This window comes from Enterococcus sp. AZ103 (assembly GCF_051714685.1).
Classification (GTDB): Bacteria; Bacillota; Bacilli; order Lactobacillales; family Enterococcaceae; genus Enterococcus_A; species Enterococcus_A alishanensis.
Genome location: NZ_JBIOSI010000002.1, coordinates 585,210 through 611,028, shown reverse-complemented (window position 1 = coordinate 611,028; position 25,819 = coordinate 585,210). Strand labels below are relative to the sequence as shown.

Below are 25,819 nucleotides of genomic sequence, written 5' to 3'. Positions count from 1 at the left end.
ACTCTCATCCTTTCTACGGCGTATTGTCCAAGGACCAGCTCACCGTTGCATTGTATTTTTCTCCAGTCTTTCCGGCATTTGATGGTAATTGTAATTCAACACCATTAAATGGGATTTGAAGTTGCCAAGTACCAGCTCCTTGTGCCTGATCTGCCGAGGTCAGTCTCTGAGGCGAACCTCCAGAAGCTAATTCAGTTGTACCTACAGTACTAGGTATACCAGTCGGAGAGTCATTAAATATCTCGTCTTCTGTATCTGGCTGAAGTACATTTTTGATTGACATACTGCTAAAGTTCAAACTTGTACCATTACCAAATGGCATGATCCCTTGTTGATTACTAAAGTTTGAAAGACTTGCTGATAATGACCAGCCGCTGTTCGTTGACTGATTATTTTGCACCCGCACATAGAAACCATTTTGCGGTACTTTCGTATTGTACTGATAATCAGATTCTCTCAAAGGATATAAAGCTTCTTTATCCGATCTTGAGCGATAACCAAAATTGAAACCAGCTGGCACCGAAGTAATCGCTAAACCTTCATTACTTGGTGTATAACTTTGTTGGTCGTCTTTGACTTGGACTTTTGTAGTGGCGGTACTAGTGAATCTTGTTGCATCACCCGTTGTATCCGCCCATGTCACTGTTCCAGTCGTCGTTAACCATTTTAAGACTTCGGTATCTTGGACAGTAGCGTTAAAGGTAATTGTCGCCGAAGCTCCCTTAACAATATCGCCGATACTTATTTCATTATTAAAGTCTGCCGGAGGCGTAATAGCAGTACCATTTGTGACTTTAATACTCTCTGCATCCACTGCTAATCCTTCTGGTAAATCCAGTTTAGCTTGAACATCCTTCATATCTATGTCACCGATACTATAAACATTCCAAGAAAAACCGACCGTTTCTCCAATCTCAGCTTTCGTCTTATCTGCTTCTAAAGTTTGATTGGTATCACTGACCTTATCAAAAGTGACTGTACCATTAAATGATTTCGTACCTGATGTAGCACCTTCTTGCAGATTGCTGTAACTAAAATTATAAGATTTTCCGCTTAGACTACTTCTTGTTACATTTGATAGCACTGCTTTATCACCAACAGAACCATATTCTGCTTCTGGCGTAATCAAGTTAGTGCTATTTCTAGAGGTAGTCAAAATACTTCCAGCAGTTGTTTTTAACAGATCGACTTCTGCTTTTTTGGTCCCATCAATTAATGGAATAGAAGTAGTCAGTTTTTGATTACTGACGTTCATTGTTGCTAATTTCGTTAAATTAATGAAGCCACTAATATCACTAATTTGGTTGTTGCTTGCATTTAAATATTTCAAGTTAGGCGTATTACTTAAATCTAACTCGGTCAGACCTGTGTTATAGATGACTAGATGATCAAAATTATCTTTATTATTTAAAGTAACCTTTTTGAGATTAGGGTTATTCCCGACATTCAGTTCTTTCAACTTTTTATTATTATCTAAATCAAGTGATGTCAGATTATTCTTGTCTTCTAGTTTTTCATCTGTTTGATTATAGACATTTAGGATGGTTAAATTCTCATTTTGACTAGTATCAATCGTCCCTTGGATTTTGTTATCACTCATCAAAAGCGTCGACAATGCTTTATTCTGAGTCACATCAATTGTTTCTAATCGATTGTAAATTAAAGTAATTTCATCTAGCACAAGGTTTTTCGTAACATCTACATCTGTAAGTTGATTACGATCCACATTCAATTTTTTCAAATTTATGGCGTAGTTAATGCCTTTCAAAGAAGTAAGGTTTCCATAGTTTGAACTAACTCCAGCACCATTAATCAAAGTCAATTGTTCCATATCCAGATCCGTTATTTCGTGTTTACCTTTTTTTAGACCACTCCAAGCATTTCCCAGATTCGTCACATTGGCTTTATTCCAAGGATTCTTCTCTTTACTTAGTAAGTCACCTAAATTGGTATCAAGATCATAATCAGTAGGATATAGGTCTGTCGGACCCTCTCTAAGCGCTGTCCCAGCATACTCATCAAAGTCAATCGTCCCTGTGAAGGTTATTCCGGTGGTATTCCTTTCAAAACTAATCGTTTTACCATTTAGAACCGATCGTGACGAGCCAGTTATGATGATTTGGCTGGCGTCATAAGTAATCTCTGCATCCGAATCTGCGATAGTTGCGCTTAATGTCGACGAGTCAGTCATCTTCAAGTGATCGATTGCCGTCGTATATTTGCCCTCTACCTCAGTAAAAGTCGGGTAAGCTAACTTGAATGTTTGATTACTTAAGTTTGCAGTTAGATTTACAGTTGTTTGATTTTTCAAGGCTTCAACGTTTGTAAGATCACGGATTTGATTATTCCTCAATGTCAATGTTGTTAAGCTGGTCAGCTTTTCAAGACTAGGGACCTCACTGACTTGATTGGTATTAATATTCAAGTAATTTAACATTGTCAATTCACTTACACTGCTAATGTCTGAGATTTGATTTTCATGGGCATTCAAGCTGACTAACTTGGTCAAGTTCTTAAAGCTACTGATATCACTGATTTTATTGACATGAATAATCAGCTCAGTCAATTCTTTGTTGTTACTGACATCCAGAACCTCTAACTGATTGTTATCAATTTCTAAACGTGTTAAATCTGTATTGTTGCTAAGATCAATCGTTTTCAATTGATTTTGGCGAAGAACCACATTACTCAGCTTCGTATTGTTAGTCAGATCTACTTTAGTAATCCTGTGATAACGCGCGTTCAACGAAGTAATATTTGTCGCAAAGTTCACACCTTTTATTGATGTTAAATTACCTCTAACTGAGCCAGATCCACCTGCAACAGTAATTGTGATCAATTCCTCCATATCAAGGTCAGTGATTTCATTTGTCGGTTTATTTGTGCCGCTCCATAAACCAGTGTTTGTTGTCCAATCACCGCTATTTTTTCTTAATCTGTCTGCTAAAATCTTATTAAGATCGTAGTCTTCATTACCACTTGCGTCAGGAACACCTTCGATAAGTTTCCGACCGGTATACTCATTAAAAGTAATCGTTCCGTCAAATGTCTTAGTATCTGCAGTAGTCGCACCTTCACCTAAACTTGCACCAGCGTATTCAAATGAAATACTTTGTCCTGCAAAATCTCGTGCGGCTATACCGCCGATAGTGATATCATCACTGTCTGCAGTATTTGTTACAGTTACACCTTCAAGATCACTTGCCACCAAATTTGCAGTCAATCCAGTACCGTTGGTTGTCGTCAGCACATCGACGATCCCTGTGCCTTTACTAAGATCAAACCTTGGAATGTCAACTTGGATCTGTTGATTACTGGCATTCAAAGTTGTTAACTTAGGTTTGCCACTTAGACTAGAAATATCACTGATTTGATTCTGAGAGATATTCAATGTAGTAAGGTTCTTCAAGTCACTTAAAGAATCGATATCGCTGATATTATTGGCGTAGAACTGCAATGTTGTCAGGTTTGTCAAAAAATTGATTCCTTCAACTTCAGTAATTTTCGGGTTGCTACGGCAAAACAATGTCGTCATTGCCTTTGCGTTTCCTTCACCAAAAATCATTCTTTCTAAGTTATCACATGAGTACACCCTTACGTCAGCTAAATCAGGTAACATCGAGAGATCAATTTCTGTTAATCCGGTACTCCCCGTATTAATTGTGGTAAGTTTCGTGTTCTTACTGAAATCAATCGTTTTGAGGCTAGAATTAGATTGCCCCTGAAACGATATTAATTCAGTATTCTTACTGAGATCAATACTTTGTAGACTATTAATAGAAACGTCCAACGCTGTTAATGCCGTATTCTGTGTCAGGTCAATTGATGTTAAGGAATTACGTCCTATATTTAAGCTTGTTAATTTGATATTTTTTGTCAAATTAACATCTGTGATAGCGTTCTGATATGCACTTAATGAAGTTATATTTGTTGCATATTCGATACCTTTTAGAGAACTCATGTTGCTCGGACGGATATATATCCCGATCAACTCTTCCATGTCGAGATCGGTGATTTGATTTCGAGCTTTTTCTTTACCGACCCATTCACCACCACCTGCGATTGTAACGCCATTTATTTTTTTGTCTCTTAACCTAGCAGCTAAGTTTGTATGCAAATCGAAACCGTGTCCTGAGTTTTCTGAACCCTCTATCAGTTTCGTCCCTGCATACGCAGCAAAGCTAATATTTCCATTAAAGCTGACTGCAGGGTTCATAGGCTGTGTTACAGAAAAGTTAAGCTGGTGACCATTTAAGATTGATCGCATTAGGCCGGTGACATCGATTGCGGCGCCATTTGGTTTGATTGTGGCTTTTTTGTTTTGTGTCTCATCAACTATTTTCGCCGACTCGACTGAATAACCTGTCGGCATCTTCAAAGGATCAACCGTTGTCTTATAATTAGCACCATCTGCTGTAAAGGTCGGATAATAATCCACCGTAAACGCTTGGTCCTTTGCATTAACTGTCGTCAATTTAGTCAAACCTCCAATAACAGAGATATCATTAATCTGATTTTCACTTGCATCGATAGCTGTTAATTCTGCATTTGACTTTAATTCATTCAGACTGGTTAACTTATTCTGGTTAACATTGATTGTTTGAAGATTCGTCGCATGTTCAATCCCATAGAGTGAAGCAAGGTTTTGACTCACTGCTTTGATGGATAAAATATCAGCCATGTCTCGTTTACTAATTCGATCAGCTGGTTTATCTTTGCCACTCCAAGGATTGCCGCTGACTGTTGTCACCTCAGCTTCGCCGCTTCTTAGAGCTTGGGCTAGTGTAGCGTCAATATCATAAGGCTCTGTATCGCCAGGACTACCTTCTTTTAAAAATTCTTCAGATTCAATGTTGACCATACCCGCAAAGAGTCTATTTGGACCTCGCCATTCAAATTCAAGACTCAATTGATCCATTTTTGGGAAAGTAGCTGAAGATAAGACTAACTTATTTGAGCCTGCTTCTTTCGATGCTGTAACCGGGCTGTCTTCATTCCCATCATCATAGAGCATATATCGTTCTGTCGTCCAAGGTGATGCGCTCATATTTGGTATTTTCAAGAGATCAATGGTCGCTTTGTAAGTTCCATCACTTTGCTTTTTAAAATCAGGAAAGTCCATACTAATGATTTGTGTACCTGCAGCTAACATTCCGTTGTTGAATGGTATTCCAGTGATATCAGAAATCTTATTATAAGGGACATCAATAGCAGTTAACTTACCATTTTCACTGAAATCATCCAGATTGGTTAAGTTATTCTTTTCGCCACCAAAGTACTCTAAATTTTTTGCAAAATTGAGTCCTTTCACCGAATCTAGCCCTATGTCATGAACAATGACTGTTGCGATTGATTCCATGTCTGCTCTCGTAAGGGTATTGGCTTCTTTCCCTCTACCACTCCAAGGAGTGTAATCACTTTTCTGCGCGTCACCAGATCCTTTTCTTATAGCCTCCGAAAAATCTGCATCGATATCATAATCGCCATTCGATCCATCATTTGGTCGACCTTCGGATAAAGTAGCTTCACTATACTCCAGTGTCCCACTGAAAGAAATTCCTTTACCAGTTCGTTTAAAAGAAATCGTTTGTCCTTCAAGATTTACTTTGCTTCCGCTGATAGCAATAATATTGTTTCCCTCAGTTTTTACTGATACACCACTAGCGTTATCTGTGTCGGCTGTAAAAGTAACACCATTAGAGACATTCATCTTCAAATAATCAATCGTCGCTTTAAACTGATCGCCATCCTTCCAAAAACGTGGGTAAGATGGTTGCAATGATTGTTCATCTAAAGTGGCATCTTTTAGATTACTCATTTGCTCAATACTTGTGATATCTTTGATTTGATTCTTATCTGCATTCAAGGTAGTTAAGTTTTTTAGATCACTAACCTTGCTAATATCACTTAATTGATTGTTACTAATATCCAAAGATTTCAAGTTTGGAAAATCGTTAAGAATATCGAGATCACTGAGTTTACTATCGTTAACTGCCAAAGTAGTTAAGTCAGTCAAACCACTAATACCATCAAAGTTATCGAAAGAATTACCACCAATTTTCAATGTTGTTAAATTAGTTAATCCACTAAAAATCTGACTATTGGTCATCTGATTCGATCCACAGTCTAAGGAAGTCAACTTTGTTTGATTCTTCAAATCGAGCGTCGTTAACGAGTTATGATTCAATTCCAAAGTTTCCAATTCTTTGTTCCCTGTGAGATCTACTTGTCTGAGATCTACTCGTCCAATATCGTTATTATTTGCTTTAAAACTTTTTAAAAATGCAGCAAATTCAATCCCCTGTATAGAAGTTAAATCACTATTAGAGACATCAATACTGGTTAATGCTTCCATGTCTAAATCTGTCAGGCGATTTACTGGTTTACCATCGCCACTCCACGCTTCACCACCATTTGTTAAGTCACTGTTCGTTCGTAATAACTCAGCAAATTTAGTATTTATTGTATCGCTGTAGCTTAGGTAATCATCTACTTCTCTTAGTACTGTCCCAGTGTATTCTAAAAAGCTGATATTTCCAGTAAAAGTGATATTATCGGCGAGAATATTTTTATCTCTTTCAAAATAAAGAGTAGTACCATTGTTGAAAGCTGATCGTCTTAAAGCGGTAAAGTTTACAGAATTGGGTACAGATACGGAAGCAGACGCATCAGGTTCAATACTATTATCGGACCGCCTCACACTAAACGCATAATTAGTATGATCGGCAGTACCAAGGACATTCAAACGAGCGAAATAATTGACAAAGTCATCATTAAAACGTCTTATCGTAAATTGTGGACGGTACCTGCTTTGGATTCTCTGTCCCTGAAGATCAGCCACTTCTAATTCTGAAAAACCTTCAACCGTTTTGATATCTATAATTTTATTATTTTTTGCAGATAACCGCTTCATTGACGTATTGTTCGCCAAAGGATCCAAGTTAGTTAGTTGATTATCATTAACACTAATTTCTTCTAGTGTGGTCATATCTGTCAGACCATCCAAGTTGGTTAATTGGTTGTCATTAAGGCTAATTTCTTCTAATTTCGTCATGCCTGCCAGATCATCTAAGTTAGTTAGCTGATTATTATTTGCAGATATTCGCTTCGTTGCTAAATCTTCTGCAAAATAACCAAAATTTAAGCTAGTTAGTTGGTTATCGTCAACATTTATTTCTTCTAATAGTGTTGTTGTTAGCAGGTGATTTAAGCTAGTTAACTGATTATTATTTGCTTTAAATTTTATTAAGTTTTTAGCATGATACATACCAAACAATGAAGTCAGCTCTTTTCCAGAAACATCAATACTAGTTAAGTTCTCCATATCGGCTGCCGTTATATTATTTACTGGCTTTTTAAAGCCGCTCCATGGACCGCCATCATTGGTGGCAGCTTTATCTGTCCTTAAAATTTCAGCTAATTTAGAATCAATCCCAGCCTGTCCTTCACCCTCCAAACCTTCAAATAAGTAATGATTATCATCTGCTTCAAGCACTAATCTTCCATAAAACTCTATTGTTTCAGCTCCAGTCAATTTCGCACTGTCATATTCAAATGTATAATAAATACCACCTGATAAATCTCTTCTCGTATATCCGGAAAATGTGATTTGATCACCATCCCATGATATGGTACTTCCTGATGGCTGAGGATATGTTGTCTCCACGATTGTCATTCTATCAGTTTCCCCAGTAGTCCTTAAATTGTTGAGAACTAACTTTTGATCCTCTATAGCCGACCATGTTTCAACCGGAATAGTAATTGATTGGGATCCCATGTACAAACTAGATAGTCCTGAAAAACCTGAGATATCACTAACAGAATTATTCGATCCAGTCACTCTATCTAAGGTTTTTGATGTAAACAGACAGGACACATCACTCACTTTATTTTTGGAAAAATCTAAGACTTCAATAGGCAGATCTTTGATCGGCTCTAGACTGGTCAACTGATTATCCCTACAATTTAAATCAACAAGAGGCAAGCCCTTGAGCTGTTCCAAACTAGTCAACTGATTGTTTGAACAATTTAATTCCGTCAGATTGGTCGCAAACTCTAGCCCTTTTATCGACTGAAGATTGCGATATGACACAGCTGCCTTTGTAAGAGTAACCATATCATCGACGGTCAATTCCCCAGCATTTTTTCTATAACCATCCCATCCACTTTGAGCCCGCAAAGCTGTTGATAAATTCTTGTCAATACTATATTCCAGACTATTGTCACCTTCACTTAATAGTTGAGGATTGTAGTCTTCGAAGGTGATTGTGCAAGCATACATAAAAAAACCAGAATTAGTCGTACTTTCATCACTGTCATATAATATCGAACCTTCACTAAGCGTTTGCTTGGATATGTTCTCAAAATTCATCGTATTACCTTCAATGGTTGCCTCTTTCTCTGAGTTAGATGAAGAAGAATTGGGTGTATATGTCGCTGTCGTTAAATCGATATTGTCAGATATTTTTATAGTGTCGATGATCTTTAGTTTATTTTCTGCATCCACCTTCACATCTGATAAAGGAATCGTAATTTCTTGCCGATCAGCATATATCTCTTGCGCTTGTATGACCTTCGTGAAGTCAGCAATTTTATTACCAAAGCAGCTTAACGATTCAATATTAGCGCCATTATTATAAAGCGAAAAATCCGTAATTTTATTACTGCGACAGTTTAATTTCGATAGTTTAAGATTTTTGGTTAAATCTAAAGAAGTTAAGTCATTCATGCTACAGTCCAATTCGTCCATATTGATTGCATATTCCAATCCTATCAGATCCCTAACTAGTGAAAAAACTGGAGGATGTCCGCCATCACTAACGATTACCACCTGTAACGTCTTCATATCTCCTATAGTCAATTTACCAGGATCTTTTAAATCGCCACTCCATAGACCCCCACTTATAGTTATATTCATACCACTACTTCTCAATGCAAGAGAAAGTGTATCATCCAGCATATAAGTCTCAGGATCATCTTCTCCAAAAGTCCTTTCTACCATCGGTGTTTTATCATTCACGGCAGCTGGTTCAATACCATGGACTTTTGCAGCCTTTGCACGCAATGCATCACTAATGTCACCAGTGGCTACCTCATCTGTTTCACTGTCACTTTGTGCTTCCACCTCACTATCAACGGCTTCTTTCTCCGAATCACTGGTAGCTTTAGTAGTTACTTCTTTTGCCGCCTTGTTGGTGGAGCTGGTGGTATTTGTCGTACCTTGTGCTTTACTTTCAGATGAACTACTTGAACCGGCTTCTGTGGTCAGGGTATCCGCTGGAACATCTTTGTTGATAATTGATTGGGCGGCGACTGTCGGTTCATCAGTGATTGTCGGCATCGTTGCCTCTGTATCTGTTAAGGGATCGACGGTCTCTGCGAATATCGTTGGCGCAGGGAAGCTCGATCCTAGGATCAACAAGGTACAGACACCTGTCAGTATTTTTTTAATCATCAGTGGCCTCCTTTCTCAAACGCGAGAATAGGAACAACCAAAAACTTGCCAGTACGCAGCCGAGACCGATGATCTGCCATTGATTAAATGTCCCACCGGTCTGGGGAAGTCGTCCCCGACTGACTGGTGTCCTACTTACATTAATGGTTAGCGGAATCACATTGTTTCTTTCCACTGGCTCTGGCGGCGGTTGCGGACTCGCCTCACTGAAAGTAATCCCAATCGTGTCTTGCCATTGAGCAGCAAAGGATTGGGTAGGAAGTACCGTCATACCTATACAAGCAGCCAGTACTAGCCAGCTTTTTTTTCTTTGCCTCACACCCCTCACTCTCCTTTTATCTGCCATCGACGCTGGCGTCTAAACAGATAGAAAACTAATCCAAGCCATATCACAAATAATCCTGCCGCAATCCACGGTACCCAAGCGGGTATCAATATTTTGTAGACTGTTTCCCGATTGATTTTCGCTGCTCGATTCCCACTGACGGTGAACTCTTCTTCCCATTCCCAAGTCCGACCTGCACCTTCTGCTTTTCCAGTAAAGACATAAGTCCCAGCTGAAAAATTATTCAGATCAAGGGGTAATTGGAAGTCAAAATTAGAATTCGGTGCCACTGAGAAGTTAGTCTGACGATTGCTGACGATCGTATCTGATTGTCCTTGTCGTCTGACTTGACCTTCGATCACCATTTCTTGCAAGACTTTCGATTGGTCATTTTGGATATTTGCTGCAATGACTTTTCGACCATTTGATAATTTTAAATTAACGTTCTTTAATTTCAAATCCGCACCTAAGTTAAAACGCTCTCTATCTTCCGTCAACATCAATGCGATCGTATAGCCATACTCCGAACTCAATGCTGCCTGTCCGGCTTGTTGCGTCCCGCCATCTCTGTCAACGAATCGTAGCGATCCTAATTTCACCCCAGTAAAATTTTCTGCTGGTGGCTGGATCGTATACTCGATCGTTTTTTCCTCATAGTTGGCGACGGTGACTTCTGTCTGTCCACCATTGATGGTCACCAGATCCGTCACTGGATTTTTTAGGCTTTCATCTAGTTTAGGATTCACTCTCGTGTAATCGATCGATCCTCCCGAACTACTGACCGCATTATGTACGGTTAAGTGAACAGTCGTGGCTGCCTCTTGAGTACTTCTTACTTTTACCTGAATCACTTGCGGCGTATCAGGCTCGATCCCTAAATAAAAATAGGTCTTCATGACATCCACTTGATTATCAGGAATCACTGCTTCTACAGTAAAACCCGCCGCTGATTGTGCCTCGGATTCATCTGCCGCTTGAACTTGCCTCGGAAACAACCAGACACAACTGACCAGAACTAGGAGGATGACTCCTCGAAATGTTGCTTTGTAATTGTTCATCATTTCCTCCTAAAAAAGGGGAAAAACGATGTTTTATTCCCCTTAGGTTTTTGTGTGGTTTAAACTAGATCATTTAATGACCAAGTGATTGTGCCTTTGTATTGACCTGCGTTCGCAGTATCTTGAACAACAGTCATATTAATACCTGACATTTCCAAAGCTGAATAACCTTCTCTAGAAGACGCACCAGATGTCCCATCTCTTAGTAATTCTACTGGAAAACTTTGACTAGAAGTCGCTTGATTAAGTACAACATTGGTAGTTGTTGCTACAGCTGTTGAATCGCTTTGATTGCCGATAGTCCCATTACCTGCAGCTGGAGGTGTCATCCCATCATTGGTTGGATCTAAGTAATCTCTTGATGCTCCAGTAAACCGTAATGTTGCACCTGATAAAACATCTAAAGGATCACTCACATGTGTAATTTGGCTAAGACTCGCTGACAACGCCCATTGATTTCCTATTGCTTCAGTACGATCATCTTGAATAACAACATAAGCATTCCCTGTCTTGTTAAAAACTCCATTCGAACCAGTTGGAGCAGCATTACTTGTACCAAAATCAAAAGCGTTCGATACTGGAATGTGTCTAAATTGTAATGTCCCCGGAACTATGGGCTCTGTAAACCCAATCGTTGCATCCGAAGACCTCTCTTGTGTTGCTGCAAGCGCTGTCGTTCCCGATAAACATAAACCTAATACACTGACACTCGCCAATAAACCTGCCAATACCTTTCTTTTCATGTTAAATCTCTCCTTTTATTTTTTTATATTAAATGACCTGAGCCATTTGATATCTTTTTCTAACAAAAAACCTTAAACTTGTAGGTGACGCGCTTGTTATGGCAGCCACTTATTTTTTCCTAGTCGTAACAAAAACAAGAAAACAGTTATAAAGTCTTTTGTAGCAAGGCGTTTATTTATTGACGGCTGACTTTGACGGCTTTGGCTTTTTTTTGAAATCAAATAAATAACAATATATTTAGTGAAATCTATTTTTTGATTGGTATTAATATCAATATATTTTCAAGAATTATTAACAAGTCGTTGTTAGCGCTTACTTTAGAAATCCAAAAAAACCTTCAGAATTCGCTAAAAAAGTAAGCGCTATCACCTAGGCGCTTTTATATTCTAATCCTTGAATCACAGCTCTTCTTTGTTCTAATAGAGAATCAGTATATATGTCTAAAGTCATCTGCGTAGAAGCGTGTCCCATCATGGCACTAATGGATGAAATATCTGAGGACGACTCTAGGCAACGGGTCGCGAAAGTATGGCGCAATTGGTGGAAATGGATATTTTCTAAGCCAGCCATTTTTCTGATGCAATGAAAATGGTACGTCAATAAACGAGGTTCACAGGCTTTTCCTCTGACACTTAATATGTAAGGACTATTTGTCGTTTTTTTCATTTTTTCCAATAGTTCTCTGACTTCACTCAACATGGGGATGACCCGATGAGAAGCCGTTGTCTTAGCGGATCCTAAGGTCATCTCGGTACCTTGTCCTTGGTTATTTGCGATTCGTTGATATGTATGATTTACCGTAATGATATTTTGTTCAAAATCAATATCTTCCCATCTTAAACCAGCGATCTCACCAATTCTTAGTCCTGCATGCAAGGCAAATAGGACCGCTTTTCCTTTATCGTCATCATAATTTTCAACCGCCTTTTTTAGTGCATGCTCTTCTTTTTGTGATAGTGCATGGACTTTTTGTGGTTGTATTTTTATTTTCGGCATCTCTTGAACAAGGTCTTCTGACACGATTTTCTTTACAACCGCATGGCGCAGGGTTTTATTTAGTATCCGCAAAATGACGGTACAGGTACTGTTAGACAAACCCATTTCTTGCCATTTAACGGTGATTTCCTTTAAAAAAGATTCAGTTATTTCATATAAAGAAGTCTTCCCCATGAAGGGTAAAAGGTAGCGCTTAATTTTATAACGATAACTTGCTACAGTCGAAGGTTTCAAGCCTTCAAAGATTTCATGACCGGTATAGTCGATCCATTCTTGATAAGTCACCGTGCTTTCTCCGTATAGTTGGCGCATCTTTTCTGTCTTTTTCCTTAATGGCACTAATTTTTCTGCTACTTCCTCAAAAGATTTTCCATAAATGTAACCATATTTAATCTGTCCATTGAGCTTTCGATTTATTTGATAACGACCCTCCCATCTTCCATCCTTTCTTAGGTAAATATTATTTCCTTTTGCTGTCATAAAATAATCATCCTTTCTCTTTTATTGACGGCGCAGTTTGACGGTTTAAAAAAACAATTTTAATATTCCGTTTTTTAACATAAATAAGGCACAAAAATTCATTTTAAATGAATAAAACTAACATTATAAAGACATTATTTAAATAATTCCCAAGGAAATAAATTATTTAATGTTGAAACTGATCATCATTTATAATATAATTTATGTGAAAAGAATAATGCTTTAAAAATAGTCTCAAAAAGCACTTTTTTCCTGTTTTTGTTACAATCAAGATACGTTTTATAAATAACAATGGAAATTTATAAATTAAAAAAAATTCATTCACCTATAATAATATATGCAAAATAAGCCAGAATCGTTAATCATTTTGTTAAACGATTTTGGCTTATTATAATCCACTTATTTTAAACAAACAAATAAATCTTAAAAATAAATCATTTGTTATTAAAAATAACATATCTTATCTAATTTTCTGTATACAGGTGATATCACAACCAACTAAACAATTCTCGATTACTTCCCGTAAAACCCAACCCCCTCAGAGCGCCAGCCTTCACGAATTAAACCAGTATTTTTAATCATTAATATAAAGTCCTATCCACTTAAAAATAAAGCTTGTCGATCCCTTTTTTTCAAAATTTCCCCGAGAATTTTGATAAAGATATATAAACGTACTAATTGGCGATATTTTTCCATCAGTATGTGCCATTCTCGTGCGGTAAAATATTCTCCAAACTGATAAATTTCAACAGCCATATCAGGTGTCGCTGGATTTTTTAAATAGATTTCTTTGACGATTTCTACTAGTGGTAATGCTAGTTTCTCAGCTGCAAGATTTCGGCGGATTAATAACGCTTGGATGATTTTCAGGCAAAGAATTAGATTCGGCGTGCTTCTGTAATATTTCGTCACTTGACGTTGGATTTTTTGGTAGTCGCGGTTTAATAGTTGGCGGCAAGTAAAGGGTTGCTTTTCCATAAGTTTTTCTCCTCATTTTTCCTCTTACACCTAATAACGAAAAATTTCTCGAAAAAGTCCAAAAAAATCTTAAAATTATTTTTTCACTCCTCCAGACCATACTCAACTGTTTTAAAAATCCACGACATAAGAAAAATCCCATTTTATTTTTCACTTAAAAAACCTTGATCTAAAGCCTTAAAAAACAAATGTCGCAGATTTAAAAATCTGTTGAGTGTCATTGAATTTGGTGAATTTTTTTTAAAAAAAAATTCCAAAGCTAAGATTTTTCATCTGCACTCAAGGTGTCCCATCTTTTTGAATCTCCTTCTTGCGACACATAATATAACAACTTTCTTCATAAAAACTCTCTACCGAAACAGATAATATTTTATTGAATAAATAATATTCATGTCTATTGATCAGGCTGTGATCTCGTTTCTTAAAGAACTAATCCTACTGGATAATGACCGAATGATATGCATATAATATCAATCATATTCAAGACTATTTATAATCATGTGAATCGCTTTTTTAATACTTATGCATCTTTTTCTTTGTAATTTAAAATCAATGAATAATTGGGTTAGCTACTTCTCAAAAGCATAATTTACTGTTTTCCCTTGCTTTAAAAATATAAGGTGCTATGATAGATATATATCGTTTGTTATTTTTTATCAAGAATGGAGGTGATAGTTTTGCAAGACAAACTAGCGCAGGACTATTTCCTGCAAACAATAATTAAAAACTGAGAGGAAGTTAAAAATTGTTTATTCTTGAAAAGAAAATAGAACCTACACAACAAATATGGAGTCATATTAAACAACATTATCCAGGAGAAAAAATTGCGTTCATTGGTATAAAAAAACAATTACCCCACACCTTCTTACGTAATAAGCAGATCACTTTTTATGAAAATTTGGAAGATAGCCCATCATCTCTACTAAACCAAGGGAAGGAAATTTTATATAAACTGGCAAAAGACTACTCTGCTATAGTTTTTTATGTAGATTGTCCAAAAGACGTGGCAGAGCAGCTGATTGAGTGTGGAAAAAACTTATGTATTAGATTGACCGTAACTACTGAAGAAAAGGTTGCCTAGGGAACGATCATGTGGAATAAAGTCATTCGAGAAAAGACTGTTCACAATACTATTTTGCGGAATGGTTTGCGACTATTGCATCAAAAAGGTGCCTGCCAAAATACTGATAGAACAGTATTATTAGAAATATCTGAACATCTTCAAAATGTAATGCAACTGCATTTAGAAACAAGAAATCTGGTTATCGGAATACCTGGCTTCGGAAAAGAAGTCATGTTATTGGAAACAGATGTTCAAGAATTTGTTCCTCATTATAAAATAGAACAAATGATTGAATCTGCTGAAGGCCATTTTATTAGGTTAAAACCATTGAAGACTATATAAAAAGTGGAATCTATTGTAAATGTTTCTGAAAGGACAGATGGTGGTTTTTTTAAAAGGAAGTCATTTCAGATTATTCTGACCTTGATCCCCTTATCTTCGTTTCAATCTAAGCTATCTTACAGTGGAAGAACTTCTCTATAATCAAAGAATGTATAAAGAAAAGCCAAAAAGTAGTTACTCTTTTTGGCTTTTCGGTTTATATGGAAATAAAGATATCATTGAAATTCCTACCTAATTTACTATTAGAAAAGACAGCCCCCTCATTTTTTACTTTGCAACAGAACTGACTGTAGCTTTATAAAATTGGATTTATTTTTATATTGGAAATTTCAAGATTTACCTACGGATATATAATATGTAATTAACAAATCATATTACTATTAAGATTAGAAAGGAAATCAAAATGAAAAAAACAAACATGTTAGTGCTAACTTTTTTGGTAAGTGCACAACTTTTAGTACCAATTAAAAGCTTTGCAGTTGATGTCAGTCCTAGTAATAATAATACAGTGAGTGATAATACCTCTAGTTTAATGGATACAAATCCTAATGGAGTAAATGGTACGTCAAATTGGTCTATTGATGATTCAGGCACATTACACATCGGAGAAGGCGAATTAGCTCCATCAGATAAAGCAAATAACTCCGGTTATTCTCCTTGGTATGCTTATTCGGCAAACATAAAGACAGTAACTTTTGATGGACAGGTTATTGCTAACACAGATTCTAATGCATTATTTTCTGGTTTAAGAAATGTTACAGAATTTCATAATATGGAGAACTTTAACACTTCCAATGTAACAGATATGTCACAGATGTTTGCAGGAACCAGTAAATTATCTAATTTAAACCTATCTAATTTCGATACTTCTAATGTGACAGATATGAGTGATATGTTTAGAGGGTGTAATGCAGAAACAATTGATCTATCTGGTTTTAATACCTCAAACGTACTAAATATGTCAGGCATGTTTTATAGCTGTGTGATAGAATCTATCGATCTTACACATTTTGATACAGCAAAAGTAACAGATATGTCGGATATGTTTAATAATATTAAATTTATGGAAACAATCGATCTTTCCAGCTTTGACACCTCTAACGTGACAGATATGACCCGTATGTTCATTGGAATGTGGTCTTTACAAAGTTTAGATTTATCAAATTTCAAAACGCCAAATTTAATCAATGCTGCTTCAATGTTTTATAATGATTTAGAACTGTCATATTTAAATATATCGCAATTTTCTGTGTCAGGAACAGTGTCACAAATGTTTGGAAATTGTGACAAATTATCCACTCTAGTACTGGGAGACCACTTATCTTCGGACATTACTTCTGTTCAATTGTCTGCCATAGAAAAAGAATATCCTTATACAGGATCATGGTCACGTAAAGAAAACAAACAAGTTATTGGAAGTTCTCAAGACCTTATGGCAAATTATAGTGAAGCTGGAACATATATTTGGCAAAAAGATTTATCAAGCGTAGAAGTTAAAGATTCATCTATAAAGCTAAATAGTAAATGGACTCCTGAAAGTAACTTTGTAAGTGGAACCGATGGAGAAGGAAACCCATTAGCGTTTTCTGCAGTAGTTACTACTGGAGATGTTGATACTAAATCACCAGGAGATTACACCGTAAAGTATGAATATATCAGTAAATTTGGTTATTCAATCTCTAAAGATGCGACTATTGAGGTTTTAGAAGCTCAGAACTTACAATCAATAAATGGGGAAAACTATACAATGACTATGGGATCCGCCACCCCAACAGTGTCTGATTTTAAAGGATCTGCTACAGATACTGACGGTAATGCTATAGATGTTACTGCTGATTTTTCTAAAGTGAATTTTTCTAAACCGGGAAATTATGATGTCACATTGAATAGCTCAGATGGACAGTCTAAGATTGTTATGCTAACTATTGTAAAAAAAGATGATACTCAATTAGTCCCAGTATTAAGAGCATATAACTCAAACGATGGAGATCATTTATATACTACTAGTCAAAAGGAATACGATTGGATAACTGGTTTGAAATGGCATGCTGAAGGTGTGGCGTTCCAAAGCGTCCTCTCAGACTACGAATCAGCTCTTCCTGTTTATCGACTATACAATCCTAATTCAGGTGAACATTTTTATACTATTAGTGATAAAGAATACAATTGGGTAGCAGCTAACGGTTGGAGAAAAGAACAAATTGGGTTTTACATGGTTCCTAAGGATCAAGGAGAAAGTGTTTTTAGAGTATTTAATCCAAATACCACAGGACCAGGTTCTCACTTATTTACTTCAAGTAAAAAAGAAGCTGATTGGTTAATTAGACTTGGGTGGAGAGATGAAGGCATAGCTTTTTATAGTCCCAAATAATTGATAGATAATTGAGGCGCCGTATTAACTACTCGTATGGTGCTCTTTATATTAACTAGCAAGCAGAATCTCAAATATTAAAAGTAAGGCAAAAGGGTTCTAAATTCGAGAAATTTGAATTTGGAACCCTTTTATTCTGTTTTATATCAAAATTAGCGGAAAAAGTGACGACCTTCTGCCCTTCTTTCATCTTATTCTCTATTAAGTATATTGGTGCCAGGAATTTAGAAAGTTTTTGATCCTTTAATTTTTTCTCTATATACTTGAATTTAAACGGGTCAAAAACATATATTCAGAAAGAAAGTAAAAATTTAGTTGATTTATAGGTACTCTAAAGTAAGTACAAGTAACTAAAATTATAAAACTAGAAGAAGCTGGGGCAATAAAAATCTTTAGCGAAAAATATACTGGAATGAAAAAGGAAGGTAGAAAAGAATTAGAAGCGTTAATTTCCGTTGTGAAAGATGGTGATCAGGTATTTAGTCACTAAGATAGATCACCTTGCAAAAAGTATTATTGGTTCGAATGAAATTATTTCTTCTTTCAATCAATTTGGATTGGCTGTTTGTCCTTAATCATTCAGACTGTAATGTTTGAGTTGTGAAATAATTTCCTTTTATAAAAAACTTATACGAATAAATACTTAAAATACTCAAACTGTAGACCTGAAAGAAATAATTTTTTAACGTTAAATACAGGTGTGTGACAAAATTTTCAAAATTTCACAACATACCCGAAAATACTATTCGATTTTATTATTGAAGTAATTGATCATGTGAGGAACTATAATACGAACATAAATCCACATGAATGAAAAAATTGTAGCTGATATAAATACATTGACTGGCCATGTAATTTCTTTTTTTAAACGAATATGATTGATAATATAAACGATATAATAGCTACAGAAAAAACTTAACATTAATTCTTTGAGGTAAAAAATTCTGAGTTTCAACTTTTGATTAATTTTTTTATTATATCGTATTTCATAATTTTCAGGATTTATAAATAATGTGATGATTGTTCCAATAATGCCAACCTTTCCTGTTTTATCAGCTGCTAAAATCAGTAGAAAAAAGCAACAGATGAAAGGAATAAAAATGACCATATCTCTTAAATCACGCTTTATCAAATAGACACTTCCTTTGTGAAAGGATTTTTATAATATATGTAGAAGAAAAAATATCAAGTCAGTGAAATTATGTACTAGTATTTTCCAAACTATTGAACAATTTTATTGCTTAATTCCTAGTTTTTATTATATTTTATGAAACGGTAAAAAAATCAGGGATTATATGAAAAAAAATAATATTGGATATGTATTCAGATGAAATTATCAAATATGGAGGCCAAATAATTTTTGGGGTTATGGCATACCTTCATAAATGTTCGATGGTCATAATATGCAAGCAAAAAATAAAAAACCATACACAAAGAAATGTTAGCACTAATGAATCAAGATCAGGATTAGATGGAAATGGACCACTTACAAATGAAATAAAAAATCAGCTCAACTTTTGACAGTAGCTCCCCACCATGGCTACCATTTCCTAAGAATTATAAGAAATGAGACAAGCTGAGAAAAGTATTTTTTCAAGGTTACAACATTGTCGATATTGTCCTTAACAACTGTCAAAAGATAAGCAAATCAATTTTTAGTTATTTTTTTGTTTGTATAGTCCAAATGTTAGAAAGAAACTAATCAGTATAACAATAGATGAAATACCTATTGTTTTCACTAAACTATTTGTAAAGTTAATATCTAATTTTACAACCATATTATTTCGCATAGTTTCTGTTATGTTCAATATCTTTGGATTGGATACTTTTAATGCATGAATAGCTGATCCTGCACTATTTATCACACTTGATTCCAATGAATGCTGCATTTTTGCTGATATTCCTAAACCATCAAGAGTATGGGGAATATCATTTTGTAGTTTTGAATTAAATATTGTTCCGATAATAGCAACACCTAATGCAGATCCAATTTGTCGTGTAGTGGATTGAATACTTGATCCTTGTCCTGACTGAATAGGTGGGACATCCTTTAATACAATGGATGTTAACTGGGCTGAAGCAAATCCAAGTCCTATACCGTAAATAATAAGCCAGATAACAATCCAAGCTAAACTATTATTGGGATTTACAGTTTTGAAAAAGCCAAAAAATCCTAAAGTTTCTAAAAATAAACCAAGAGATACAACAAAAGATGCTGATGTTTTTTCAACAATAAATGTAGCCATACCACCTGCTAAGAACGCTCCTAACCCCATCACTGAAAGTATAATTCCAGACTTTATTGGACTAAGTACTAAAATATTTTGCAAGAATAATGGTAATAAAAATAAGAGTCCAGATTCTCCGATAGCAACGATACCGGCAATAATATTTCCTAATGAAAAACTTTTAAACTTAAATAGTGATACATCTAGTAAATGAGATTTATTTTGTTTGTTCAGACGCGATTCCCATACTATAAATAATGAAAATACTAATATACCAATGGCAATTAATGTAGGTATAATGGATAAATTAAAGAACGTTGGATAGCCATTATTGGCATGCCACCAGCCGTATGTACGACCTTCTATAACTCCGAATACAAAAGAAATTAAACTTATCGTAGAAAGTAAAAAACCGATAAAATCAAATTTCCCTACTATTTTTTCACCATAAGTTTCGGGTAAATATTTTAATGCTGAAATAATGATGAAAACACCAATTGGAAAATTAATCCAAAAAATCCAGTGCCAAGATAAGTAAGTTGTCAAATACCCACCTAATAATGGACCGATTGCTGCCATACCAGCAATTACTGATCCCCATACTGCAAAGGCAACAGTTCTATCCTTTCCAAAAAACAATGAATTTACAACTGATAAAGTTGTTGGTAAAATAGATGCTCCACCGACTCCTTGTATCGCTCTAGCAGTTAGCATAAAAGTAATATCTTTTGAGAAGCTTGCCAATATTGATCCGAACAGAAAAATTATAATTCCTATAATTAATATTTTTTTTCGACCAAAATTATCTGCAAGTCGTCCCATGGTAATGAGCAATGAAGAAAAAAGCAGAGAATACAGAGTAATAATCCATTCGGCATTTGTAAAAGATAATTTCAAATCCTTCATTATGACTGGTAATGATACATTCACAATTGTGCCATCGATAATAACTAATGATACGGATAACGCTAATATTGTTAAAACCCACCATTTGTGTTTAACAGTTTTAGTATAAGTATTTGTTACATTTAACATTTTGCACCTCTTTTTTAATTTGATAATATAATGTGCTTTCAGATTACCGCATTACCTGTAAAAGACTAATCAAATAAAAATATTTCTATTTTTAAATAACTTAAATTTGTCAACAAGTGTCATCAAAAAAGAGTATAATTGTCATAAAAAAACTATATCCATTTTTTAAAAAAAAATAAAAAAATGAATTATAAATTAATGGCTATTTTTAGGTTAAACACATAGGATCTAATAGTAAAACATATAGGTCTCTGTTAACTATCGCATGATTTTTCTAAATTAATTACTACCGTTTCAACAAAAATATATTTGTGAGGTAAATGATGAATTTAATTAATATTTTAGAACCCTTATTATTTAGTATACTTGTATCTTCTATGATTGGTTATAATAGAGAAACCAAAAGTAGTCCTGCAGGAATGAGAACTTATAATTTAGTTTGTTTGGGTGCAGTCATTTTGACAATCATATCTAAAGAATTATCTGAAGCTACTGCTCAAGCAGTGATCACTAACCCTGAATTAAAGGGAATCATCAGTGCTGATTCTAGCAAAATCATTGCTCAAATAGTTAGTGGTATTGGTTTTTTAGGTGCTGGAACAATTATTGTCTCTCAAAAAAGAGTAAAAGGTTTGTCGACAGCCTCTTCTTTGTGGGTAACTGCTGCTATAGGGATCGCTGTAGGATTAGGATACTACCTGCTAGCTTTATTTAGTTCATTATTAGTGGTAGTTATCTTAGCAACTTTTAACAAAATCATTCCCTTTCAATCTTTAAAAAATTTAGCCATAACTATTTCATCAGTGGAGACAGAAAAAATGATTACAGAATATTTTAAAAATAACCAAATAACTGTTAAAAATTTAACAACAAAAGTATATACAAATGAAGATAGGAAATACTATACTAATATGTACACCATCAAACCTCGTCATGTCACAGACATGCATCACCTTATTATTGATTTAGCACGAATAGATGATATCAGCTCAATAGAAATACTCGATGTGTAGGAGGCTCTTACGACAAGTCTCTCACACATCGAGTATTTTTGTTTATTTTTGTATATAAATTTTTTGAAATTGTTCAATATAATCATCCTGCAATTTAAGACCAGATGTTAAGTAATTATCCAAACTTCCAAACTGTTTAATTAATATTTCCTTCGCATGTTCTAAGTAAGAAGAATCTACAACTAAAGCAACCTTTAAGTCATCTATTTGAGAAGCAGACAACTTGCCTTCTAATGAATTGAGAATTGACTGATTAGCAATCTTTCGAGATTCATTTGTTTTCAAATAGTCCTTCATAATTTGTTCATCAGAGGCACCTGAAATTTTTAATATCAAAGCAGCGGCGAATCCTGTTCTATCTTTTCCTGCAAAACAGTGAAATAATATAGGCTGTTTTGTTTGTAAAATTTCTGTTAGAAATTTTGAGTAACCATTTAACGCTGACTGACTTGTCACAATCTCGGTATAAGTTTCTAACATAGATTTATGAATATCAGAATTACTTAGCATACCTTCTAAAGAAGCACCGTTAGCTGTAATAGAGGCTAAAATATCAATATTACTTATTTCTATACCATTAATTTTTAAATCTGGATTTTTCTTTATTTCATCAGCACTTCTAAAATCATAGACTTTTTTTATTCCGCATTTATTTTTTAAAAAATTTATATCAGATTCATTTAGTTCCGTGAGTTCTCCACTCCTGAAAAATAGTCCGCTCTCTAATTTTCCTAATTGCGTAGTTATATCACCAATATCTCTAAAATTTGTTATCATAAAATGTATCCTCCAATTTTATTAATGGGTTTATTGTACAATTTTTTTATCAAATAAGAAATTTTTAAGACATAATTTTCTGTTGCTTATATTTTTCTAGGAATCACATAGTACTGTTAGAATAACCACAGGTGACACCTTTTATTTTTTCGAGAATGCTGTTCTACCGCCTTTTCTATTAGGTCAAGAAGTGTTACTTTTAGATTGTCCACAAATAATTTCAAAAGCGATATTCATATTTATCTTTATCTTCTTTTTTGTTGATTTTGTCTATTCATATTTTTTCATCCGCTATCTTTTGATACCCTTCTCATCTGAGCATGTAGCTGGCTACTTACTTACTTGATTCAAATAAAATCAATCATCTTCAACTTATAATCTTTCATTTTTTTATAGATAAATGGATATGAATTATTTTTCATCCAATAGCTGTACAAGTTGTACTAAATAATTGATAATAATAACTTAGAAAATGATCTTTTATTCTAGGCAGTATCCATCGAAAGAAAGATGATTTACTTCTCTAATTTTGGATTTTCAAGAATTTCGGATAATTGTTCTGGAGAAATAGGTTCATCAGAGGTAGTTGTTTCATCTAGATGGGAAAGATCTTCCATATACATTTCATTAATTAAGGAATCGTCTATATCGAATAGCTCATCCAAAACATTTATTTGATTATCAATAACGGCTATTGAATCGTCTGTATCTACCTCTAAAGATGGATCATTCTTTTCCTGGGTTTCTGTCTCTTCAAAGAGATCAAATAATTGTTCTGAAGGATCGATACCGTAGATAGCTGTCGTCTCATCAGGAAGAGAGACCCCCTCAAGGTATCCTTCACTCATCATTGAACCATCTGTGTTCTTTGACTCTTCTAAATCTGTTACCGGCTCGCTCCCTATAAAGTCCCAGATTCTTTCAAGAGGTGATTTAGCTGTACTACTAGTTAATTCTAAAGAGCCCCCTATGGAATCAATTGATATTTTTTTATGTTCCCCCAGCGGTAATAAAGTAGTGTCCATATAAGAAAATTCTGATTGAACAAATGACAATAAATGTATTTTTTTAGTGGAGGTGTTTTTTAATACCTTGATTAGTTGAACATCAAAAAAATAGTTCAATATGAGACCCAAAGAAATAAAGAGTAAAGCAGAAATGCCTACAGATTTTATCATATAAGGAAATAACCCAAATAAACAAACCATACTAAATATAAATCCTAAATTAATTAATATAGTAAACATCTTTATTTGATCTTCTTCTTTACTTAATTGAACGCGTACTTTCTCAATATTTTTTTTGAGTTCTGTGTGCCCTAACTGCTCATCTATAAGCAACTGACTTAGTTGACTTTCATAGCGGTTACTTCTTCTTTTTATTAAAAACCGTCTGACTAAATAACATAAAAAAGGGGCTAAAAGAAGAATAGACACTTCATATAGAATAAGTAATTGTTGACCATTTAAGTATCTAACTGAAGTAAATAAAAAGCTAGTGATTAGATAACATAGTCCAAACACCCCCATAAGAAAACAAACAAATGAAACTGTAGGAAAGTACCAAAAGGATTGAACCCCATATCTGTACACTTGTTTATAGATCTGATTAAACTCTGTTTCCTTCATATTTATAATCTCCATTCCAATTGGCATGTGAAATAAACTATGTAGGCTACTCATTCTAAACCAAGCAGCCCCATAGTTTACTTTGTATGCTTATTTTTTCTAATCTTCTCTAACAAAGTGTAATAACTGTTTTTCCATTTTTTCATAGATTGTTTGGCACTCTTGTTGTGAGACTACTAAGCTTTGATACAATTCTTTTGACTCATCTTTTTGTTTTTGTACTTTTTTTTCTGCAGCCAACATGATTTCCTCCGCCTGTTTTTGTGCATCTTGAATGATGCAGTCTCCTTGCCTTCTAGCAGAAAGTAAAATTTTGCTGACCTCTTCTTGATGGAATAATTTATCTTTTTCTTGTTGCTTTATCTTATTGTCTAATTGTTGTGTCTTTTGTTTTTCCTCCTCATAAGTGCTTTGTAGTTCTGCCATTTTTTTATTTAATTCATTCAATTGTTCACCAGTAGCTATCAAATGATTATTTTGATCTGATAATTGTTTATTTAGTTCATGTTCAATAGCCGCTTTTTCTAGACTTTTTTTGTGTAAAGATTCTACAGTATTGGTTAATTCGATATTCTCTCTTTTTAAAATGTCAGAATGCTCATGTTCCTTCTTGACTTGTTCCTGCAACTGGATAATATTTCCGTGTGCAGTATATAGGGCTTCTTTTAATTGACTGAATTCTTTCTCAACTTCTTCATTTGATGTGTTTTCTGTAGAAGATATCAATTCTTCTATCTTTGTTGTTAATGTTTTATTTTGTGAAATGAGCCCTTCTTTTTCACCTAATAGCTGCTGCTGCCTTTCTTTTAGTTCTTCCATTTTATTTGATAACATTAAGATTGCACTTTTTAATTGTTTCTTTTCATGTAATAGTTCCTGATTTGCTATATCATCTTGTTGTTCTTCTGAAACTTGTTTCAACAGTTTCTTATTTTCTGTTTCTAACTGCTCTTTTTGCAACGTTAATTTCTTTGTAATGGTGGTAATTTCAGACTGATTATTCACCATGTCTTGTTGTATCTTTTCTAAAAATTCTAGTTGCTTTCGTAATTGCCGATTCTCATCTTTTAATTTTTGAATATCGCCTTTTTCTTCTTTATTTTTCATAGGTAATATTTTGGGAACTGTTGCGTTTACTTGCTGATTCTTTTCGTCTATAGGTTTGCTCACAACTGCGATAGAACTAGCTTTTTCCGCCATTTCTTTCTGCGATTCATTTTTTTCCTCTTCTTGTTCTTCTTCAACTTCCTCAGATAATTCATTTATCTCTTGCAATAAACTTTTACTAAAGAACCAACCGTCCTTTTTCTGTTTTCTTGTCATGTCC

At 34.7% G+C, this 25,819-nt stretch carries 15 protein-coding genes and 1 pseudogene; 5 read left to right on the top strand and 11 right to left on the bottom strand.

Translation table 11 applies throughout. The annotated features are described in order from the left end of the window. Positions 1–13: 13 nt before the first annotated feature. The 6 genes from ID741_RS17545 to ID741_RS17520 all read right to left on the bottom strand — a co-directional run bounded on the left by ID741_RS17545 (position 14) and on the right by ID741_RS17520 (position 14,035). A complete protein-coding gene (locus ID741_RS17545; RefSeq protein ID WP_438721000.1) occupies positions 14–9,454 on the bottom strand; it encodes a leucine-rich repeat domain-containing protein in 9,441 nt (3,146 codons plus the stop codon). Further along, positions 9,447–9,782, bottom strand: a complete 336-nt coding sequence (locus ID741_RS17540; protein ID WP_438720999.1) for an LPXTG cell wall anchor domain-containing protein — start codon at positions 9,780–9,782, stop codon at positions 9,447–9,449. Before ID741_RS17540 ends, ID741_RS17545 begins: the two co-directional genes overlap by 8 nt. Further along, positions 9,779–10,837 carry a DUF916 and DUF3324 domain-containing protein gene (locus ID741_RS17535; RefSeq protein ID WP_438720998.1) on the bottom strand — a complete coding sequence of 353 codons (1,059 nt, stop codon included), beginning with the start codon at positions 10,835–10,837 and terminating at the stop codon, positions 9,779–9,781. Before ID741_RS17535 ends, ID741_RS17540 begins: the two co-directional genes overlap by 4 nt. 59 nt (positions 10,838–10,896) lie before the next feature. Further along, positions 10,897–11,580, bottom strand: a complete 684-nt coding sequence (locus ID741_RS17530; RefSeq protein WP_438720997.1) for a WxL domain-containing protein — start codon at positions 11,578–11,580, stop codon at positions 10,897–10,899. A gap of 370 nt (positions 11,581–11,950) precedes the next feature. Continuing rightward, on the bottom strand, positions 11,951–13,057 hold the full coding sequence (locus ID741_RS17525; RefSeq protein ID WP_438720996.1) for a tyrosine-type recombinase/integrase: 1,107 nt from the start codon (positions 13,055–13,057) through the stop codon (positions 11,951–11,953). 594 nt (positions 13,058–13,651) lie between these two features. After that, the gene (locus ID741_RS17520; protein ID WP_438720995.1) at positions 13,652–14,035 is read right to left on the bottom strand and encodes a hypothetical protein; all 384 of its coding nucleotides are present in this window, start codon (positions 14,033–14,035) and stop codon (positions 13,652–13,654) included. Positions 14,036–14,780: 745 nt separating this feature from the next. On the opposite strand from ID741_RS17520, the gene ID741_RS17515 reads away from it, so the two are divergent. From ID741_RS17515 to ID741_RS17500, 4 genes and pseudogenes are all read left to right on the top strand, one after another. Beyond that, complete coding sequence (locus ID741_RS17515) at positions 14,781–15,116, top strand: hypothetical protein (RefSeq protein ID WP_438720994.1); 336 nt, start codon at positions 14,781–14,783, stop codon at positions 15,114–15,116. 9 nt (positions 15,117–15,125) lie between these two features. After that, the gene (locus tag ID741_RS17510; RefSeq protein ID WP_438720993.1) at positions 15,126–15,440 is read left to right on the top strand and encodes a hypothetical protein; all 315 of its coding nucleotides are present in this window, start codon (positions 15,126–15,128) and stop codon (positions 15,438–15,440) included. A gap of 403 nt (positions 15,441–15,843) precedes the next feature. Beyond that, positions 15,844–17,811, top strand: a complete 1,968-nt coding sequence (locus tag ID741_RS17505) for a BspA family leucine-rich repeat surface protein (protein ID WP_438720992.1) — start codon at positions 15,844–15,846, stop codon at positions 17,809–17,811. Positions 17,812–18,126: 315 nt separating this feature from the next. After that, positions 18,127–18,377 (top strand): annotated as a pseudogene (locus ID741_RS17500) (recombinase family protein); the annotation flags it as partial. A 176-nt stretch (positions 18,378–18,553) separates the two neighbouring features. Here ID741_RS17500 and ID741_RS17495 read toward each other — a convergent pair. Together ID741_RS17495 and ID741_RS17490 are read right to left on the bottom strand one after the other, a co-directional pair. Beyond that, positions 18,554–18,943: a hypothetical protein gene (locus tag ID741_RS17495; RefSeq protein WP_438720991.1), complete on the bottom strand. Its 390-nt coding sequence runs from the start codon at positions 18,941–18,943 to the stop codon at positions 18,554–18,556. Positions 18,944–19,466: 523 nt separating this feature from the next. Continuing rightward, a complete protein-coding gene (locus tag ID741_RS17490) occupies positions 19,467–21,074 on the bottom strand; it encodes a DHA2 family efflux MFS transporter permease subunit (protein WP_438719446.1) in 1,608 nt (535 codons plus the stop codon). Between the two features lie 323 nt (positions 21,075–21,397). Between ID741_RS17490 and ID741_RS17485 the strand changes: the two genes are divergently transcribed. Beyond that, positions 21,398–22,087: an MgtC/SapB family protein gene (locus tag ID741_RS17485; protein WP_438720990.1), complete on the top strand. Its 690-nt coding sequence runs from the start codon at positions 21,398–21,400 to the stop codon at positions 22,085–22,087. Between the two features lie 42 nt (positions 22,088–22,129). Here the strand turns inward: ID741_RS17485 and ID741_RS17480 are convergent, their stop codons facing one another. From ID741_RS17480 to ID741_RS17470, 3 genes are all read right to left on the bottom strand, one after another. Continuing rightward, positions 22,130–22,864: a tyrosine-protein phosphatase gene (locus ID741_RS17480; RefSeq protein WP_438720988.1), complete on the bottom strand. Its 735-nt coding sequence runs from the start codon at positions 22,862–22,864 to the stop codon at positions 22,130–22,132. Between the two features lie 515 nt (positions 22,865–23,379). Further along, positions 23,380–24,492, bottom strand: coding sequence for a hypothetical protein (locus tag ID741_RS17475; RefSeq protein ID WP_438720987.1), 1,113 nt, complete (start codon positions 24,490–24,492; stop codon positions 23,380–23,382). Between the two features lie 99 nt (positions 24,493–24,591). Then, on the bottom strand, positions 24,592–25,815 hold the full coding sequence (locus tag ID741_RS17470; RefSeq protein ID WP_438720986.1) for a hypothetical protein: 1,224 nt from the start codon (positions 25,813–25,815) through the stop codon (positions 24,592–24,594). Between the last annotated feature and the right edge of the window lie 4 nt (positions 25,816–25,819).

Excerpts from the sequence above, each read along its gene's own strand:
- ID741_RS17505 (WP_438720992.1), top strand. The coding sequence starts at position 15,844 with ATGAAAAAAACAAACATGTTAGTGCTAACTTTTTTGGTAAGTGCACAA.
- ID741_RS17480 (WP_438720988.1), bottom strand. The coding sequence starts at position 22,864 with ATGATAACAAATTTTAGAGATATTGGTGATATAACTACGCAATTAGGA.
- ID741_RS17520 (WP_438720995.1), bottom strand. The coding sequence starts at position 14,035 with ATGGAAAAGCAACCCTTTACTTGCCGCCAACTATTAAACCGCGACTAC.
- ID741_RS17490 (WP_438719446.1), bottom strand. The coding sequence starts at position 21,074 with ATGTTAAATGTAACAAATACTTATACTAAAACTGTTAAACACAAATGG.
- ID741_RS17475 (WP_438720987.1), bottom strand. The coding sequence starts at position 24,492 with ATGAAGGAAACAGAGTTTAATCAGATCTATAAACAAGTGTACAGATAT.
- ID741_RS17525 (WP_438720996.1), bottom strand. The coding sequence starts at position 13,057 with ATGACAGCAAAAGGAAATAATATTTACCTAAGAAAGGATGGAAGATGG.
- ID741_RS17535 (WP_438720998.1), bottom strand. The coding sequence starts at position 10,837 with ATGAACAATTACAAAGCAACATTTCGAGGAGTCATCCTCCTAGTTCTG.
- ID741_RS17485 (WP_438720990.1), top strand. The coding sequence starts at position 21,398 with ATGAATTTAATTAATATTTTAGAACCCTTATTATTTAGTATACTTGTA.
- ID741_RS17470 (WP_438720986.1), bottom strand. The coding sequence starts at position 25,815 with ATGACAAGAAAACAGAAAAAGGACGGTTGGTTCTTTAGTAAAAGTTTA.
- ID741_RS17530 (WP_438720997.1), bottom strand. The coding sequence starts at position 11,580 with ATGAAAAGAAAGGTATTGGCAGGTTTATTGGCGAGTGTCAGTGTATTA.
- ID741_RS17545 (WP_438721000.1), bottom strand. The coding sequence starts at position 9,454 with ATGATTAAAAAAATACTGACAGGTGTCTGTACCTTGTTGATCCTAGGA.
- ID741_RS17510 (WP_438720993.1), top strand. The coding sequence starts at position 15,126 with ATGTGGAATAAAGTCATTCGAGAAAAGACTGTTCACAATACTATTTTG.